Source organism: Kribbella antiqua, from assembly GCF_004345665.1.
Lineage (GTDB): Bacteria > Actinomycetota > Actinomycetes > Propionibacteriales > Kribbellaceae > Kribbella > Kribbella antiqua.
In genome coordinates, this window is record NZ_SLWR01000006.1 from 83,114 (window position 1) to 100,240 (window position 17,127).

At 69.3% G+C, this 17,127-nt stretch carries 16 protein-coding genes; 8 read left to right on the top strand and 8 right to left on the bottom strand.

From position 1 onward, the window contains the following. The first annotated feature begins 1 nt into the window (after position 1). The 3 genes from EV646_RS18085 to EV646_RS18095 are packed head-to-tail and all read left to right on the top strand — an operon-like array spanning position 2 to position 2,825. Entirely contained in the window at positions 2-982 is a 981-nt protein-coding gene (locus EV646_RS18085) for an AAA family ATPase (RefSeq protein ID WP_132150013.1), read from the top strand. Next, entirely contained in the window at positions 979-2,280 is a 1,302-nt protein-coding gene (locus EV646_RS18090; RefSeq protein ID WP_132150015.1) for a DUF58 domain-containing protein, read from the top strand. Before EV646_RS18085 ends, EV646_RS18090 begins: the two co-directional genes overlap by 4 nt. Further along, positions 2,277-2,825 (top strand): hypothetical protein, encoded by a 549-nt coding sequence (locus EV646_RS18095; protein ID WP_132150017.1) that lies wholly within the window; start codon positions 2,277-2,279, stop codon positions 2,823-2,825. Before EV646_RS18090 ends, EV646_RS18095 begins: the two co-directional genes overlap by 4 nt. 21 nt (positions 2,826-2,846) lie before the next feature. On the opposite strand, the gene EV646_RS18100 is transcribed toward EV646_RS18095, so the two are convergent. After that, on the bottom strand, positions 2,847-3,407 hold the full coding sequence (locus EV646_RS18100) for a TetR/AcrR family transcriptional regulator (protein ID WP_132150019.1): 561 nt from the start codon (positions 3,405-3,407) through the stop codon (positions 2,847-2,849). Positions 3,408-3,565: 158 nt separating this feature from the next. Between EV646_RS18100 and EV646_RS18105 the strand changes: the two genes are divergently transcribed. After that, the gene (locus tag EV646_RS18105; protein WP_132150021.1) at positions 3,566-4,978 is read left to right on the top strand and encodes a DHA2 family efflux MFS transporter permease subunit; all 1,413 of its coding nucleotides are present in this window, start codon (positions 3,566-3,568) and stop codon (positions 4,976-4,978) included. 43 nt (positions 4,979-5,021) lie between these two features. Here the strand turns inward: EV646_RS18105 and EV646_RS40840 are convergent, their stop codons facing one another. Both EV646_RS40840 and EV646_RS18115 read right to left on the bottom strand, forming a co-directional pair. Next, positions 5,022-6,251, bottom strand: coding sequence for a Maf family nucleotide pyrophosphatase (locus EV646_RS40840; RefSeq protein ID WP_132150023.1), 1,230 nt, complete (start codon positions 6,249-6,251; stop codon positions 5,022-5,024). Then, positions 6,248-7,939 carry a DUF885 domain-containing protein gene (locus EV646_RS18115; protein WP_199237043.1) on the bottom strand — a complete coding sequence of 564 codons (1,692 nt, stop codon included), beginning with the start codon at positions 7,937-7,939 and terminating at the stop codon, positions 6,248-6,250. The genes EV646_RS40840 and EV646_RS18115 overlap by 4 nt, the downstream gene beginning before the upstream one ends. An 88-nt stretch (positions 7,940-8,027) precedes the next feature. Between EV646_RS18115 and EV646_RS18120 the strand changes: the two genes are divergently transcribed. Next, complete coding sequence (locus EV646_RS18120; RefSeq protein WP_132150025.1) at positions 8,028-9,140, top strand: neutral zinc metallopeptidase; 1,113 nt, start codon at positions 8,028-8,030, stop codon at positions 9,138-9,140. Here the strand turns inward: EV646_RS18120 and EV646_RS18125 are convergent, their stop codons facing one another. Both EV646_RS18125 and EV646_RS18130 read right to left on the bottom strand, forming a co-directional pair. Then, complete coding sequence (locus EV646_RS18125; RefSeq protein WP_132150027.1) at positions 9,141-9,464, bottom strand: MmcQ/YjbR family DNA-binding protein; 324 nt, start codon at positions 9,462-9,464, stop codon at positions 9,141-9,143. 9 nt (positions 9,465-9,473) lie between these two features. After that, positions 9,474-9,833: a hypothetical protein gene (locus tag EV646_RS18130; RefSeq protein ID WP_132150029.1), complete on the bottom strand. Its 360-nt coding sequence runs from the start codon at positions 9,831-9,833 to the stop codon at positions 9,474-9,476. Between the two features lie 10 nt (positions 9,834-9,843). Here EV646_RS18130 and EV646_RS18135 point away from each other — a divergent pair, with 10 nt between their 5' ends. Beyond that, entirely contained in the window at positions 9,844-10,791 is a 948-nt protein-coding gene (locus EV646_RS18135) for a hypothetical protein (RefSeq protein WP_132150031.1), read from the top strand. Here the strand turns inward: EV646_RS18135 and EV646_RS18140 are convergent, their stop codons facing one another. Both EV646_RS18140 and EV646_RS18145 read right to left on the bottom strand, forming a co-directional pair. Continuing rightward, on the bottom strand, positions 10,792-10,995 hold the full coding sequence (locus tag EV646_RS18140) for an acyl-CoA carboxylase subunit epsilon (protein ID WP_199237044.1): 204 nt from the start codon (positions 10,993-10,995) through the stop codon (positions 10,792-10,794). Next, positions 10,992-12,569: an acyl-CoA carboxylase subunit beta gene (locus EV646_RS18145; protein ID WP_132150033.1), complete on the bottom strand. Its 1,578-nt coding sequence runs from the start codon at positions 12,567-12,569 to the stop codon at positions 10,992-10,994. Before EV646_RS18145 ends, EV646_RS18140 begins: the two co-directional genes overlap by 4 nt. 86 nt (positions 12,570-12,655) lie before the next feature. Between EV646_RS18145 and EV646_RS18150 the strand changes: the two genes are divergently transcribed. Together EV646_RS18150 and EV646_RS18155 are read left to right on the top strand one after the other, a co-directional pair. After that, positions 12,656-14,575, top strand: coding sequence for a hypothetical protein (locus EV646_RS18150; protein WP_132150035.1), 1,920 nt, complete (start codon positions 12,656-12,658; stop codon positions 14,573-14,575). A gap of 37 nt (positions 14,576-14,612) precedes the next feature. Beyond that, positions 14,613-16,601 (top strand): hypothetical protein, encoded by a 1,989-nt coding sequence (locus EV646_RS18155; protein WP_132150037.1) that lies wholly within the window; start codon positions 14,613-14,615, stop codon positions 16,599-16,601. Positions 16,602-16,635: 34 nt separating this feature from the next. Here EV646_RS18155 and EV646_RS18160 read toward each other — a convergent pair whose 3' ends face one another. After that, complete coding sequence (locus EV646_RS18160) at positions 16,636-17,106, bottom strand: SCP2 sterol-binding domain-containing protein (RefSeq protein WP_132150039.1); 471 nt, start codon at positions 17,104-17,106, stop codon at positions 16,636-16,638. Between the last annotated feature and the right edge of the window lie 21 nt (positions 17,107-17,127).

Consider the following 17,127-nt stretch of genomic DNA (forward strand, 5'->3'; position numbering starts at 1 on the left):
CGTGACTGATCGGGAACTGGACCTCAGCGAGGTTTCCGCGCTGAGCCGGCAGGTGCTGGAGCGGGTGAGCGAGGCAGTGGTCGGCAAGGCCGATGCACTGGAGCTCGTCCTCGCGGGCATCCTCGCCGGCGGGCATGTGCTGCTCGAGGACTATCCAGGGCTGGCCAAGACGCTGGCGGCGCGGTCGTTCGCGCAGGCGCTCGGGCTGGAGTTCCGGCGGGTGCAGTTCACGCCCGACCTGTTGCCGTCCGATGTCACCGGTGCGTTCGTCTACGACCAGAAGGAGTCCGAATTCGCCTTCCGGCCGGGGCCGATCTTCACCGGGCTGCTGCTCGCCGACGAGATCAACCGGACGCCGCCGAAGACCCAGGCCGCGCTGCTGGAGTCCATGCAGGAACACCAGGTGACGGTCGAGGGCCAGACCTTCCCGTTGCCCACGCCGTTCCACGTGCTGGCGACGGCGAACCCAGTCGAGTACGAGGGCACCTACCCGCTGCCGGAGGCCCAGCTCGACCGCTTCATGCTCCGGATCGGCTTCGGCTACCCGAGTGCTGAGGAGGAGTGGGAGGTACTGCGACGTCGGATGAGCCGCCGCAAGGAGGACCAGACCGTCGAAGCCATCACCGACGCTGCGGGACTACTCGCTGCTCAGCGCGCGATCGAGACCGTCACTGTCGACGACACCGTTGGGCAGTACTGCGTCGAGCTGGCTGCTGCCACTCGACGCGACTCGCAGGTCCTCGTCGGTGCGTCGCCTCGTGGTTCACTCGCTTTGCTGTTGACCGCGCGTTCGTACGCCGTGATTCGGGGGCGGGACTACGTCGTACCTGAGGATGTGAAGGCGGTCGCCGTACCGGCGCTGGCGCATCGGATCACGGTCCGGCCGGAGCTGTGGTTGCACGAGGTGACCGGGGCGACGGTAGTGCGCTCGGTGCTGGGGTCGGTGCCGACGCCGCCTACCGTGGTTGGCGCTTCTCGATGAGCTGGCAGCCGACTCATGCGCAGGTCCGGGCGATCTGTGCGGCTGCGGTGTTGCTGGTGATCGCGGTGCTGGCGCGGCGGCCGGATGCCGCCGTACTGGGGTTGCCGTTCGCGTTCGTCGCGGTGTGGGGGCGGTACTTCCGGCCGCGGGAGGAGCCCGAGGTGCACACCGAGCTGGACTCGGACGTGCTGTTCGAGGGGCAGGCGACAACATACCGGCTGCGGGTCTCCGGGACGGTCGACCCGGACATCGACCTGATCGTGGCGGCGCTGCCACGGTCGCAGTGGTTTCAGTACGACCCCGTACAGGCTGCGATTGCGGAGCCAGTGTCGGAGGGAGCGGTGACGCTGGAGGTCGGGCTGCGGTCGAAGCGGTGGGGGATGCGTCCGGTGGAGCGGCCGACTGTTGTCGCGACATCGGTGCTGGGTGCGTACCGGATCCCGGTGACGTCGGCCGAGCCGTTGGCGGTGACCACGCTGCCGTTGCGGGAGGGGTTCGAGGCGGTCGACTCCGTACCGCGTCCTGCTGGGCTTGTCGGGTTGCATAGGTCGCGGCGTCCTGGTGAGGGCACTGAGCTGGCCGGAGTACGGCCGTTCCGCACCGGAGACCGGCTGCGGCGGATCAACTGGGCCGTGTCCGCACGTACGCGCGAGTTGCACGTCACGTCGACCTGGTCGGACCGCGACACCGAGGTGGTGATCCTGCTCGACACCGGCGGCGAGATCGGTATCAGCGAAGGGATCGACGGGCGGTCGAGCAGTCTGGATACGGGTGTACGCGCGGCGGCGTCGATCGCGGAGCACTACCTGCGCCACGGTGACCGGGTGCGGCTGATCGACACCGGCAACCTGGTCCGGGGTGTCAGGTCGGGGAGTGGGCGGGGGCATCTGCGGCGGATCCTGGACGCGTTGGTTCACGCGGATCGACGGGGTCGTCAGCAAGACGAGCAGCAGTTGGCGCGGCGGCACCGGATCAGGTCCGACAGCCTCGTGCTGGTGCTCAGTCCGCTGCTCCGGCAGGTGATGCTCGGGTATCTCGTGACGCTGGTTCATCAGGGGTGCACCGTCATCGCGGTGGACACGCTGCCGCCGGACGTGGCGTCGGTGATCGACCTCGACGAGCATGACGCCCGCTCGTGGCCACTCGCCTGGCGCTTGCGCCTGCTCGAACGCCGCCGCGAACTGGACCGCCTCTCCGACCTCGGCGTCCCCACCGTCCCCTGGCGCGGCGCCGGCACCCTCGACGAAGTCCTCCGAGACGCCTCCCGCCTCTCCGCCGCCCCAAGGATCCGCTCATGACGCCATCCGAAAAGATCAGTTTGTGGTTGGCGCAGGTGCGGGCTGCGGGGGAGGGGGCGGTGGCCGCTCGGCTGTCGACGGCCGTGGCGGGTGCAGTGGCGTTGGGGGTGGCGGGCGCGCAGGGGTGGGATCAGCTGGATCTGGTTCCGCTGATCGCGATTCCGATGCTGTTGGCAACTGTTGTGCTGCCGGATTCGCTGGCCGGGTTGACCTTCATCGTGGTCGTCGCCGGCGGATGGTTGATGCGGGCGCCGGCCGAGATCAGCTTGAGCCTGGTGGTGACCGGAATCGCCTTGCTGGTGGTGCATCTGGCCACCGCGTTCGCCGCGCAGATCCCGTCGTACGCCCGAGTCCACCGGGACGCACTCCGCCGCTGGTTGTTGCCCGGGGCAATCGCCCTCGTGCTCGGCCCGGTGGTCGCCGTCGCGGCCGCACTGGTCCAGGGCGCACACGTCTCAGGCTCGCTCCTGGTCACCGTCGCCGCTCTCCTCCTCGCCACCGCCACCCTCTGGTTCGCCTCCGGCCAATCCTTCAACCGCGACTAACCCCACCCACCACGCGGAGGGCTAGGTGAGTTTGCGGGGGTCGTTGATGAAGGTGCGATTGAGTTCGTCGGCCCAGGGGGCGTCGATGGCGTTCGGGCCGGTGACCTGCATTGCGGCCATCACAGTCAGCAGCATGCCGACGGAGAGGAACTCGCGGGCTTCGATTGGTGAGGCGCCGGTGAGGTCGCGGACCAGGCGGTAGATGCCGCCGAAGCGGTCGCGGACGGCGTCACCGATGGCCGGCTCGGCGCTGGCCGAGAAGCCATGCAGCAGAACCAGCAACTGCTCGCGTTCGGCCATCAGTTTCTCGTATGCGGCGCCGAGGCTGGCGAGATCGGCCCGCTCCTCGGCTGCCTCCCGGAAGGTCTGTTCGATCGTGTCGCACACCGTCTGTACGGCGGCCAGGAAGAGCTGCTGCTTGGTCCCGAACAGCCGGATCACATAAGGCTGCGAGACGCCGGCCAGCCGGGCGATCTCGTCCGTCTTGGTGCCCGCGTAGCCGGACGTGCCGAACGCCTGGATCGCCGCCTGGAGCACCTCCTCGCCCCGCTCCGCCGCGGTCAGCCGCATCTTCGTCGCCATGCTTCTCCTGTCGCCGAATCTCGCCGGAATCACCCGGTCACTTGACATGTTATCAGTCGATGCATACTTTGGTCGCGAAGCTTGTTATCAGTCAATTACAACAAAGCCATGCTGAGGCGCAGACCGCACTCCGCGGGATGAGGGGACAGGAGCTCGAAATGACGTCGACCGGTCTCGATGAGAGGTTCGAACCCGCTGTGAAGCGGGCCCGTGGCGCCGGGCTGGGCGCCGTACTGGCCGCGGTGGGGATCCCCACCTTCATGGTCACGCTGGACAACTTGGTGGTGACGAACGCGCTGCCGGTGATCAAGGCCGAGCTCGGCGCGTCGCTGTCCGACCTGCAGTGGTTCGTGAATGCCTACACGCTGTCGTTCGCCGCGCTGCTGCTGACCGCGGCCGCGATCGGCGACCGGCTTGGCCGGCGGAGGATCTTCCTGGCCGGGATTGCGCTGTTCACGCTCGCCTCGGCGGCCTGTGCGTTGGCGACCGAGCCGTGGATGCTCATCGGCGCCCGGGCAGTCCAAGGCGTCGGTGCGGCAGCGGTGATGCCGTTGTCGCTGACGTTGCTGGCCGGCGCCGTACCCGAGCGGCTGCGGAGCGCGGCGATCGGAATCTGGGGCGGCATCTCCGGCCTTGGTGTCGCGGTCGGCCCGGTCGTCGGTGGGGCCGTGGTCGACGGGCTGAACTGGCAGTGGATCTTCTGGCTGAACGTGCCGGTCGGCGTGGTCGCCGTACTCCTCGCGGCCAAGGTCCTGACGGAGTCGCGCGGTACGGCGACGCGGCTGGACCTGGTCGGGTTGGTGCTGGCGACCGGCGGTGTGCTGTCGATCGTCTGGGGGGTCGTGCACGGGGCCGACGACGGCTGGATGTCGGGCGGAGTGCTCGGGTCGCTGGTTGCCGGTGTCGCGCTGCTGGCCGCGTTCATCGCGTGGGAGCGCCGTACGCCGGCGCCGATGTTGCCGCTGCGGTTGTTCTCCGTACGGGCGTTCAGCGTCGTGAACATCGTGGCGTTCACGTTCTCCGTCGGGGTGTTCGGGGCCGTGTTCCTGCTGGCGCAGTTCTTCCAGGTGGTGCAGGGCTACAGCCCGCTCGAGTCCGGCGTACGGACGATGCCGTGGACGATGGCGCCGATGGTCGTCGCGCCGATCGCCGGTCTGATCGTGGACCGGGTCGGGGCGCGGACGCTGATCGCGGCCGGGCAACTGTTCCTCGCGACGGCGCTCGGGTGGATCGCGCTGATCACCGACGCACAGACGCAGTACGGCGAACTCGTGCTGCCGTTCATCCTCGCCGGGGTCGGGATGGGCCTGACGTTCGCGCCGTCGGCGAGCGTGGTGATGGCGAGTGCGTCCGACGCGGACCGCGGCGTGGCGTCCGGCACAAACAACACCATCCGCGAAGTCGGCGTCGCGATGGGCGTCGCCGTCCTGGCCTCGGTCTTCGCCTCAGCCGGCTCCTACGACTCGCCCACGTCGTACGCCGACGGCCTGATCCCCGCCGTTTGGACCGGCGCCGCCATCGTCGCGGTCGGCGCCCTCGCCGCGCTCTTCCTCCCGGGCCGCCGCCGTTGACCCAGGCCCACTCCCCGGACCTACCACTATCCGGGGAGTGGGCTCAGGTACGGCGGAAGCGGACCAAGGGGTAGAGCGGGGACTCGTTCGTGTTGCGGGGTGGGCCGGGGAAGGTGGTGGCGCCGTCGAGGGTGAGGCCGTGGCGGGCGGCTTGGGCGACCAGGAGGGAGAGGGCGTCCTGGGAGCGGGTGTCGTTCGGGCCGCGGCCGTCGGCGTAGCGGGACGAGTCGGACTTCTCCGTGGTGGTGATGAAGACGCCGTCCGGACGCAGTACGCGCGCCACCTCGGCGATCACCGCCGAGCTGTCCTCGAGCAGGTGCAGCAACCAGATCGCGACCACCGCATCACACCGCCGATCAGCCACCGGCAGCCGCCCCGCATCAGCAGCGGCGACGTGGCCGGGAAGCCGGATTCGCGCGCGCTGGAGCATCGACTCCGACAGGTCGACCCCGTGTACGAGGTTGCCGAGAGCAACGAGTTCGGCGCCGACGATCCCTGTCCCCACCGCGAGTTCCAGCACCCGCTGCCCGCCGCCGGCGGGGACCTCGGTCGAGGAGCCCGCCGCGGTCCAGGGGAGGAGGGAGTGCACGGCTTCGGCCGCCGCCTTGGCTCGGGCGAAGCCGCCGCGGGTGTCGTCGTAGCGGGCGGCTTCGGTGTCGTCGTACTGGATGCGCGGTGACGACTGCCAGAGCGCCGGCCAGGAGATGCCGACGGAGGCGAGCATCCGGCGGAGGAGCGGCAGGGAGAGGCCGACGACGTTGTGGTAGTCGCCCTCGATGCCGGTGACGAACGCGCCGCCGAGGCCGTCGACGGTGAAGGAGCCGGCCACGACCAGGGGTTCGCCAGTGTCGACGTACGCGTCGATCTCCTCGTCGGTGAGGTCGGCGAAGTACACCGTCGTCGACTCGAGTTCGCGGAGTTCCTGCTTGCCGGAGGTGTCGATCAGGCAGTGGCCGGTGTGCAGTACGCCGGTCTTGCCGCGCATCTCCCGGAGCCGGTCGCGGGCCGCATCGGGCGTACCGGGTTTGCCGTACGCGACGCCGTCGATCTCGAGCACCGAGTCGCAGCCGAGGACGGTCGCGTGCTCGGTCAACCCGGCGACGACCGCCCGCGCCTTCAAGGTCGCCAGCAGCCGAGCCAGTTCGCCCGGGCTTTCCGCGGTGACGTTGTCCTCGTCGACGCCGGAGACGATCACCTCCGGCTCGACCCCGGCAGCACGCAGCGTCTTCAGCCGCGCCGGCGACGACGACGCCAGTACGAATCGAACGCTCACAGCTTCGCCAGGGCGCGCCGCAGCGGGTCGAGCCCGATCGAGCCCAGGTTCAGCGCGTCGGAGTGGAACGCGCGCAGGTCGAACGCGGATCCCTTGCGCTGCTTGGCCTCCTCGCGAGCCTGCAGCCAGATCCGCTCACCGACCTTGTACGACGGTGCCTGCCCCGGCCAGCCGAGATAGCGGTTCAGTTCCGCGCGAAGGAACTCCGTCTCCATCCGGCAGTGCGCCCGCAGGAACTCGAACCCGAGATCCGCGTTCCACACCTCACCCGGATGCCAGCCGAACGGGTTGCCGGCAGGAATCTTCAACTCGAGGTGCATGCCGATGTCGACGATCACCCGGGCCGCCCGGAATCCCTGCGCGTCCAGCATGCCGAACCGGGCGCCGGGATCCTCCAGGTACCCGAGTTCCTCCATCAGGCGCTCGGCGTACAGGGCCCAACCCTCGCCGTGGCCGGAGATCCAGCAGGCGATCCGCTGCCACCGGTTGAGCAGGTCGGTGCGCAGCATCGTCTGCGCGCACTGGAGGTGATGCCCGGGGACGCCCTCGTGGTAGACCGTGGTGACCTCGCGCCAGGTGGCGAAGTCCTCGACGCCGTTCGGCACCGCCCACCACATCCGGCCCGGCCGGGTGGTCAGGTCCTCACTCGGCGGCGTGTAGTAGATCGAGCCGTCCGAGGTCGGCGCGATCATGCACTCCAGCGTGCGGATCTCGGCGGGGATGTCGAAGTGGGTGCCGCCCAGCTCGGCCACGGCCGTGTCGGACATCTGCTGCATCCAGTCCCGGAACGCCTCCTTGCCGTGGATCTTCCGGGCCGGGTCGTTGTCCAGTACGGCGGCCGCCGCCTCGATGCTGCGGTCACCGGAGTTGAGCCCGGCGGCGATCGACTGCATGTCCGCCTCGATCCGGGCGAGCTCCTCCCAGCCCCAGGCGTAGGTCTCCTCGAAGTCGATCGACGCACCGAGGAAGTCGCGGGAGGCCAGCTCGTAGACCTCGCGACCACAGGCGTCCTTGGCGGGCGCACGCGGGGCGAGCTCGGCTTTCAGCCACCCGCCGAACTGCTCATACGCTTTCCGCGCCGACGCGGCTGCTGCCTCCACGGTCGACTTGACCGCGCTGTCCGGCGCCTGCGCGGCCAGCCCGGCGAAGAAGTCGTCGCCGTCGGCACCGGTCCAGCTGGCGATCCGCCCGGCCAGGTCGTTCACCTGCCGCACCGCCGAGACCCTGCCCTGCGCGGCCTGCTCCAGCAGCGTCTCGCGGAAGCCGTCCAGCGCCGTACCGACCTGGTTGAGCCGGATGGCGATGGTCTCCCAGTCCTGCTCGGTCCCGGTCGGCATCAGGTCGAACACCTGGCGGATCTCGGCCGGGATCGACGCGAGCGCGTTCAGCTGGTGCTGCGGTACGCCGGCTTCGAACCGCTCCAGCTCCAGCCCGAGGCGCTCCAGGAAGGCGTCCTTGGCGACCTCCTCACGCGGGCTACCAGGCTCGATGGCCTGTGCCTCGGCGACGGACCGGCGGCTCAGCTCGGCCAGCGCCTCGAAACCGGCCGGGGTGTAGTCCGGCAGCTCGTGGTCGTGGCCCTCGATCCCCATGAAGGTGGCCGCGGTCGGCGACAGAGCGACGTACTCCTCGAGGTACCGCTCGGAGAGCCGGTCGATCGGGCTCTGCGGTGTGGTGGCATCGGTCACCTGCCGACCCTACCCCGCGAGGCCCTGCTGAGCTGACCTGTTTGTGCCGGTACTGTGGCGGTCGCTCTCCAGTGGAAAGGACCGGGGGTTGAGCCAGCCACCGTTCGCGCAGCAGCCGGGCCAGACGACGTACCCGCCGTACCAGCAGCCGGGCCAGCCGCCGCAGTATCAGCCGCAGTACGGTCCGCCGCAGTACACCCCGGCGCCGATGATGCCGCAGCAAGGGCCGGGCTTCGGCTGGGGACCCGGTGGGCCAGGCTGGGGTCAGCAGCCGCCGAAGAAGAAGTCCAAGGCACCGATCTTCGTGCTGCTGGGTTTCGTCGTACTCGCGGTCATCGGGATCGGAGCCTGGGCGCTGTCACAGAGCTCGGCGGAGCCGCACAGCTCACCGCGGTACACCCCGAGCCCGACGAGGACGCAGCCCACCGAGCAGCCCACTGGGCAGCCCACCAACTCGCCTTCGGAGAAGCCGTCCGCCGCGACGGTCGCGGCCAGGAACAAGCTGTACTCCGTCGGCCGGATGGCGACCGTGAACTGCAAGGAGCCCCGCGTCCGGCCGACGAACACGCGCAACGCCGCCGCGTACTGGGCCGCGCTCAAGCCCTGCCTGGACAAGTCGTGGGCGCCGCTGGTGACGAAGGCGGGCTACACGTTCAAGTCGCCGCGGATGACGTACTGGTCGGGCTCGACCATCACCAACCCGTGCGGCGGCGGTGTCATCAACGTGCCGTTCTTCTGCTCGGCCAACAACATGCTGTACATGAAGGTCGACGTCTTCGTGAAGACCTACAACGAGTACCCGGACGCGGAGTCGAAGGCGTACGCGCGGATGTGGTACTCGCGGTCGATCGCGCACGAGTACGGGCACTCCGTGCAGTACATGACCGGGATCCTGCAGGCGGCCAGCCAGATGCGGTACGACGCCTCCGACTACGCCGGCCAGCTGCGGATGACGCGACGGATGGAATTGCAGGCGAACTGCTTCGCCGGGGTGTTCCTGGCCGCGAACAAGAGCAGCTACCCGATCAACGGGATGATGCTCTACGTCTGGCGGAAGTGGGTCGTGACGGCCGGCGACGACCCCGAGGAAGGCGACCACGGCAGCAAGGCCAGCCAGGCCCGCTTCATGGGAAAGTCCTTCAATACCGGGAATCCGGCTACCTGTAACACCTTCGCAGCCCCGGCCAAGAACGTGAGCTGATCACTGCAGTTCCGCGGGCGCGACCTGTTTCCAGGAGTCGACGAGGATGTCGTAGAGCTCGTCCGCATCGTCCAATGCCGCGAGGCGGGCCCGGACCCAGTTCGAGCCTGCCTCGTGCGGCGGGACCCAGAACTTCTCCGGCTCCGCCGCGATCAGCTCCGCCCGCTCCAACCGGGGACACCGGACGGCGAACGACGTCTGATCGTCCGGGATCGTGATGAACATCCGCCCGCTCACATCGAACGTCGGATGCCCCCACCGCTCCTTCTCCACCGTCCCCGGTAGCTCCAACGCGATCCGCCGTACATCCTCAGCATCCAGCACGGCAGCACCCTAAGCGGTCAGGCCGGTCTTCGCGTCCAGGTGCTGCAGGAGGTCGTGGGCGGCGAGCTCGACGGCTTTGTGGCGCCACTCTGAGGCCCGGTAGACGCAGGCGATCAGGGCGGTGCGGTGGATACGGCGGAAGTCGCCCATGACGAAGGCGTAGCGGGCCTTGGTCTCGTCCGTGGCGCCGTCGGTGAGCCCTAGGTGCCAGGCGGCGTACTCCTCCCAGCCGTGCTTCTCCAGGTAGGCGTTCTGGTCGTCCGCGCGAGGCTGGACCTCACCCCAGTCACTGTCCAGCACGTACTGCCGCCCGTCGATCAGACGCTTGGCATATTCGACCGCCGCCGGGTTGACCTCGTACTTGGCCATACTGCCGATTGTGGCAGTGAACAGACATGTATGGGCATTGCTCCAGCGGATCGAGGAGTCTGCGCGGAACGTGGGCCGCTCGTACGACGGTTGGACGCCGGGGCCGCCGAAGTTGGCTCGGCCGCGGGTTGATCGACACAGGCATGGCGTGCAGGCGGGGGGCCGGCCGATCGTGTACGGCGCCGACGCGCATCAGGTGCTGAAGGATCTGGTCGCACCGAGCCTGCGCAAGCGGCTCGGTCGGCAGCGCGCTGGTGAGGCGGGCGCGCAGAAGGAGCTGCACGACAACTTCATGGCGCGCCGGCGGGTGCTGGTCGATTCGGTGCGGGCGGTGGTGGGGGCGCCCGACAGCCCGCACTGCGCGCTGAAGAATGCCTTCGCCGATGCCTGGACCGCGGTCCACGCCGACCGGATGATCGACGATCTGTGCGACAACGGGTACCTACCGCCCGACGTGCGGGAACTCAAGCTGGGCTGGAACGAGGCCGATCCGGAGAAGCGGCAGCAGTTGCTGAACGACATTCACTGGTCTGCGCCTCGCGCCTACGCGTTCGCCGAGGCCGTCGGCGAACCATCCGCCATGTCTGTCGACCAGACATTGCAGATGCTGGCCAACGTGCCTGCATTCGAGACCTCCCTTGTTGCCGCCGACCTCTTGATGAGCGGCCGCGAAAGCATGCCGTACGCGCTGAAGATGCAGGTGGCCGACCTGATCCGTACGGAGTTCGACAATGAGACCGACGGCCGCCACATCGCCGAACTCGCGCTGGAGCTGATCAACACGCAGGAACCAGTCCGCCCGTACGAGGACCTTGTCGCTGTTCACGGCGACCTGGTCCGCGACCCGACGAGAGACGTGGCCCCGGCCTCCGGCGCGCCTACTGCCAAGCCCGCATCCTCGACCGGGCGTGCTGCTGCGGGCAGCCAGAAACCTGACAAGGGGAAAGCGCGCGAGTAGTTACGGATGCGCCGAGGCGCGCCACTGCCCAGGCCCTGGACGGAGCGGCTGCCCGGCGTTGCGCCAGTACGTGGCCCAGTTGCTGGCCCGCTCTGGTCCAGCAGCCGGTACGGCGGCAGCGGACCGGGCCGCGACGACGGTGACGAGAGCCGCGAGCTCCTCGGGAGTCGGATCGCCCTTGACGACCTTCAGGATGTCGGTCACAACGGGATGTTCCCATGCTTCTTCGGCGGCAGGGTGTCGCGTTTGGTGCGGAGCAGCCTCAATGCGCGGATGATTTCGGCGCGGGTCTCGCTGGGCTTGATGACCGCGTCGATGTAGCCGCGTTCGGCCGCGACGTACGGGTTGGCCAGGTGGTCCTCGTACTCGGTGATCAGCTGCTGGCGGCGGGCCTCGGAGTCCTCGGCTCCGGCCAGCTCCCGGCGGTAGAGGATGTTGACGGCGCCCTGCGCGCCCATCACCGCGATCTGTGCCGTCGGCCAGGCGATGTTCATGTCGGCGCCGAGATGCTTCGACCCCATCACGTCGTACGCGCCGCCGTACGCCTTCCGGGTGATCACGGTGATCATCGGCACGGTCGCCTCGGCGTAGGCGTAGATCAGCTTGGCGCCGCGGCGGATGATGCCGTTCCATTCCTGGTCGGTGCCGGGCAGGAAGCCGGGTACGTCGACGAAGGTCAGGATCGGCACGTTGAACGCGTCGCAGGTGCGGACGAACCGGGCCGCCTTCTCGGAGGCGTCGATGTCGAGCGTGCCGGCGAACTGCATCGGCTGGTTCGCCACGACGCCGACCGGGCGGCCCTCGACCCGGCCGAAGCCGACGATGATGTTCGGCGCGAACAGCGCTTGTACTTCGAGGAAGTCGCCCTCGTCGAGCACCGCCTCGATCGCGGTGTGCATGTCGTACGGCTGGTTCGGCGAGTCCGGGATCAGCGTGTCCAGCGCGAGATCGGTCTCGGTCGGCTCCAGGTCGGCGGGCTCGTCGTACGCCGGCGGGTCCTCGAGGTTGTTCTGCGGCAGGTGACCGACCAGCGTCTTCACCCACTCGATCGCGTCCTCCTCGTCACTGCCGAGGTAGTGCGCGTTGCCGGACTTGGTGTTGTGCGTCCGGGCGCCGCCGAGCTCCTCCTGGCTGACGTCCTCGCCGGTGACGGTCTTGATCACGTCCGGTCCGGTGATGAACATGTACGACGACTCGTCCACCATCACGGTGAAGTCGGTGACCGCGGGGGAGTAGACCGCGCCGCCGGCACACGGGCCCATGATCAGCGAGATCTGCGGGATCACCCCGGAAGCCCGGACGTTGCGGCGGAAGATCTCGCCGTACAGGCCGAGGCTGACCACGCCTTCCTGGATCCGGGCGCCGCCGGAGTCGTTGATGCCGATCAGCGGGCAGCCGATCTTCATCGCCAGGTCCATCACCTTGACGATCTTCTCGCCGAACACCTCACCCAGGCTGCCGCCGAAGACGGTGAAGTCCTGCGCGAACACGCACACCTGCCGGCCGTCGATGGTGCCGAACCCGGTCACCACGCCGTCGCCGTACGGGCGATTGCCGTCCAGGCCGAAGGCGGTCGAGCGGTGCCGGGCGAACTCGTCCAGCTCGGAGAACGAGCCCTCGTCCAGCAGCAGCGCGATCCGCTCGCGGGCGGTCTTCTTGCCGCGGGCGTGCTGCTTCTCCACCGCGCGCTCGGAGCCGGCGTGCACCGCCTCGTCGAGCCGGTGCTCCAGGTCCGCGATCTTGCCCGCGGTGGTGTGGATGTTCGCGGTCTCTCCCATAATCGGGCAGCCTAACCGTGTACACCCCGAACGTGCTGTGACATCTACCGCAGGGACTGAACCGGAGCCCAGGTAGCTTACGCTCCGTGGCGGACCCAAGAGTCGTGACCCTCCTCCAGGGGCTGAACCGGATCGTGATCGCGGAGTTCGGTGCCGATCGCTCGTCGGTGGTGCCCGACGACCAGCTGGACCGGCCCGTGACGCTCACCAACCAGCGATACCTCGAATCGCTGGCGAACAATGGTGGCCTCCAGCCGGGAGCCTCCCAGGCTCAGGTCTGGGCGGCACTGACGGAAGCGGTGGCGGTGTACGCCGACCGGATGGCCGCCGGCGGTCCGCGGCCGGAGACGCCCGGCGAGAACGAGCCGTCGAAGAGGCCGGAAGACCGGCAGACGTTCGAAGTGGCTTTGTCCAGGTTGCATGCGCGCTCCGCGACACCGCGGCTGGTGCAACGAGGGTTTCCGCCCGACTGGGTGACCGCGCTCGGTGAGTTCCCGCCGCCGGTGCTCTACCCCGACCAGCTGACCGCGTCGACGATCGTGGCAGAGATCACCGAGCAGACCGAGCGAGACGACGAGGCGGAGGTGCTGACCGAGCTCATCGCCGCTGGTTACGGCGCCAGGGGTGCGACGGCCGCGCACATGCTGCTGGCTTCGGCCCCGGGCTATTCGACGCTGCCGGAGGACCTGCAAGAAGAAGTCGTGCAGGATGTCGCCCGCGAGCTGGAGGGCGGCTTCGCATCGCCGACCGGGTACGTTCCGGAGACGCACCCTGAGCTGGCCGGAGATGTCACGAACGACCCCGTCCTGCGCGGAAAGGTCGCGGTCGCCTGGGCGAATCACATCGCCGCCGAGCGGATCGAGGAGCACCACGACGACCTGCGTCAGGAGGAGAAGGCCGCCGTACTGCGGATGACCGCGAACCAGCGGCCCGCGCGGTCCCGTCCGGCTCAGCCGGAGTCGGTCCACGACGTGATCCGCGGGATCGACGCGGAGCTTCGTGAGCTGATCGGCGCGGAACAGACGATGTGGCGCGGCGAGATCGGGGACTACGGACTCAAGCGCGACCAGCGGATCAGCTCCGGCCACACAATGTTCCGGGTCAGGCCGGACGACGCGCTGTTGTCGCGACTGACCTCGAGCGATGCGGGCGGTCGGCTCGATCCGGAGGAAGTTGCAGGCCTGCAGCAGGCGATCAAGCAGACCGTCGTGATCTGCGCGAAGTGGGCCCACCCCAATGCGTACAACCTGCAGCAGCACGTCTGGGCCACGGCCTTCGACCCGCGGTTCCGGGCGATGGAGCGGGCGGTCGTCAGCGCCCTCGCCGACAACGAGCACAACACGATCGTCGACCGGAGGTTTCCGCCTGCGCTGGCTGACCAGCTGCGGACGCCAGAGCCGCCCGGCGTGTTCGATCAGCCGCTGCGGACACCGGCGCCGCCGAGCGCGGACGAGGAGTACGCACCGGCGGCCCAGGGGTTCGCGGAGGCCGTCTACGGCGACGAGCCCGAGGCGTTGATTCGCCGGATGGCGAGGGAAGGGCTCCCGGACATGGGAATGGCCGCGGGTGAGGTGCTGGTGGCCGGCTCCGCGATCTCGCCGGAGGACCGGCAGGCTGCCGCCTGGGTGCTCGGCGAAAAGATCAACGACGGCTTCGACGCCCTGCCGGCCCGGCTCGAGGAGTGGAAGAGTACGTCGGTACTGCCCGCAGCAGCCCTGTCACGCGAGTACGGCGAGGAGCTCGGCCGGATGGCGGAGCGCCTGGTTCATGACTACGCCAGGGATCCGGATCTCCTGCAGCAGGACGTGGCCGCGGCCGAGGCAAAGACCGCGGCGGCCATCGAGGCACAGCGGGGCAGCATGCCGGAGATCTACCTGCATGACCGGCTGCTGCCAGGCATGGACCGGGCGCAGCTCCGCCCCCGCCCCACGGCGCCGTCCACCGCCCCCGCGGTGACCCGCACATCTGCCCCCGGCCAGTCCGGCCCGAGCGGGCTCGCCCGCTGAGCGGTAGCTGAACCCGGGCGCCGGTAGGTTGCGGTGCGTGGCGGATGAGGAAGTCGAAGCCCTTCTGCGCAGGGTCATGCGGTTCGTCGTCGAGGACGTCTACGGCGAGTCGGCGCCCGAGACCGTCCTCCAGTTGCCCGCGCTGACGGTGCGGGAGGAGCGGCTGATGAAACTGCTCTCGGGCAGCATCGACATCCCCGTCAGACTCGCGCCGAGCGTTGCCGCGGTGCTCGACCGCGAGACGCAAGAGGCGCAGAGACGAGCTTCCCGGGAGACGGCGAGGTTAGCGGCAGGCACGCCGGAAACGCCGTACGACGAGCTTGCCTTCGTAGAGGCGGCGGACGACCGGCCCGAGATCCTGGAGATCCTCACGACGGTGGTGGCCATGTACGCCGACCAACTCGAGCCTCAGGAATCGCTGCCGGAACCAACTGACGAAGACGCCCGGGACCGGATCGGATGGGCCAACAGCAGGGCGTACGCGATTCCCGCGACGCGGCAGCGGTTGGTGCCGGAACTCTTTCCGAACGGGCAGCTGGGTGACCTCGGGATGTCCCAGCCGGCGGTGCTGGAAGGTGACGTGGCGGCGGCGCGAGCGCTGGCCGTCGCGGTCGCCGCGCGGCTCGGCCGGCAGGGCGACGACGTACAGAAGGAGTTCACAGCGGCTGGTCGAGGTGGCGTGGCTCCGACTGCCGCTCGCCTGCTGCTGAACCGGAATCCTGACTTCCTGGCGCTGCAGAGAGCCGATCAGCGGGCGGCGCTCGTGCGGGTGGCAGCCCGGCGGCTGGAAACCGCCTTCGCGTCGCGCGACGAGCGCGGGGTGGCGGAGCGCGAGCTGACCGAGGTCGTGGAGAACCGGCGCGAGGACATCATCGGCAGGACCGCGGAGGACGGCTCGGTGACCTTCGGTGGAGCCGGCGCGGTCGACGCGCTGAACCTCTGGGCCGCCGAGGAGCTCCGGAAACTCCACGCGCTGCCGAGGCAGTTCCTCGAATCGCACGAGGCCGAGGCCGTGTTCCCACCCGGCCGGGCCGAATCGGTTCATGAACTGGCGAGTCGGATCCGGACCGTTGTCGGTGAGCTCACGGGCACGCCCCGAACGCTGTGGGACGACGAGATCCCGGAGCCGGTGCCCGGCCAGGACGTGCCGCCGACCGACTACACCCTTCGTCTCAGCCTTGACGAGGCGCTGGCCCTGCGGGCGCTGACCCAGGACGGCCCGGACGGTCCGCTCACCCCGGAGGTTGCGGCGGCCGCACGGCAGGCGCTTCAGAACGCCACCGCGCCGTACGTGCGGTGGGCCATTCCGTATGGGTACGGCCGGCGGAACGAGAACGAGGCTGACCGCGTCGCCCCGCGGTTCAAGCCACTCGAGAACGGAGTGAGCAAGGCGCTCGCCGAGATCGAGGGCGTCGAGATCATCGACCGGATCCTGCCGCCCGAGCAGGCCGAGCAGCTGAAGGCAGCGGAACCGCCGCTCAAAGACACCGAGTACGCGCCGGCCGCGCTGGCGTTCGCGAACGCTGTCGACGCGGCCAAGGGGACCGAGTTCCCGAACAAGACGCTTCGCCGGATGGGCGGCCAGGGCCGGGCCGGGATCGCGATAGAGGCGGCGCATCGGCTCGTGTCCAGTACGGCGATCGCGAAGCACGAGCGGCCATTCGCCGTACGGATGATCGCCGACTCGATCGACCAGCACTTCGACGCTCTGCCGGCGGAGCTCGAGTCCTGGAGCCAGGGCGGGCAGACGGTGATGGGGGACCTGCGGGTCAACGATCCGGCGGCGTACGGACAGCAGGTCGCCCAGCAGGCCCTCGGCATGGTTACGCACTACGAGGAGAATCCGGGGAGCGCCCAGCGGGAGTCGGCGGCGGCCGACCGGACGGCCGCGCAGGAGGCCGGCGCGAGGTTCGGGAGCGCCGATCCGGCGATGACACAGCCGAAAGCACATGCACCGGGCACCACTCCCGAGGCGAACCGTGCCGATGGCTCCGGTGAGTCCAAGACTCGCGGCCTCGGCCGATGATCAGGCCGGTCCGATGATCAGGCTGGGCCGATGATCAGGCTGGGCCGACGGCGAAGATTTTGGTGAGGCGGGCGGCGAGGGCCAGGTCGCCGCGGACGGAGAGGCGTTGTTTGAGGACCGCCAGAACGGGGTCCTCGTTGCCGGTGACGACGCGCAGCAGCGTGGCGGGGTCGGTGCGGATGGAGATGTCGGCGCCGCCGGGCTGATCCGCGAGTACGGTGCAGCGGCCGTCGCTGACCCGGATCCAGAATTCGTCGACGTCACCCGCTCCGGCCCCCGTGATCTGCCAGGCGACGACGGCGTCGAACCCGGCGGCCCGGGCGGGTCGGAGGTACTCCGGCATCCGGCGAAAGATCTCGCGCAACGCGACCTCTCGCACTCCCCCGATGAGCCGATGCCGAAGCTCCCGCTCCGACGTCCGGTCGACCAGCCGGGCCAGTTCGCTCGCGTCCAGCGAGGTCAGGCCGTCGGACTCCAACCAGCCCGCGCTGCCTCGCTCGGTCATGGCGACCTCCCCGAAAGGTGA

What these genes read in the sequence shown, in the direction of transcription:
- EV646_RS18090 (WP_132150015.1), top strand. Translation starts at nt 979, where the DNA reads ATGAGCTGGCAGCCGACTCATGCGCAGGTCCGGGCGATCTGTGCGGCT.
- EV646_RS18095 (WP_132150017.1), top strand. Translation starts at nt 2,277, where the DNA reads ATGACGCCATCCGAAAAGATCAGTTTGTGGTTGGCGCAGGTGCGGGCT.
- EV646_RS18100 (WP_132150019.1), bottom strand. Translation starts at nt 3,407, where the DNA reads ATGGCGACGAAGATGCGGCTGACCGCGGCGGAGCGGGGCGAGGAGGTG.
- EV646_RS18105 (WP_132150021.1), top strand. Translation starts at nt 3,566, where the DNA reads ATGACGTCGACCGGTCTCGATGAGAGGTTCGAACCCGCTGTGAAGCGG.
- EV646_RS18130 (WP_132150029.1), bottom strand. Translation starts at nt 9,833, where the DNA reads ATGGCCAAGTACGAGGTCAACCCGGCGGCGGTCGAATATGCCAAGCGT.
- EV646_RS18145 (WP_132150033.1), bottom strand. Translation starts at nt 12,569, where the DNA reads ATGGGAGAGACCGCGAACATCCACACCACCGCGGGCAAGATCGCGGAC.
- EV646_RS18160 (WP_132150039.1), bottom strand. Translation starts at nt 17,106, where the DNA reads ATGACCGAGCGAGGCAGCGCGGGCTGGTTGGAGTCCGACGGCCTGACC.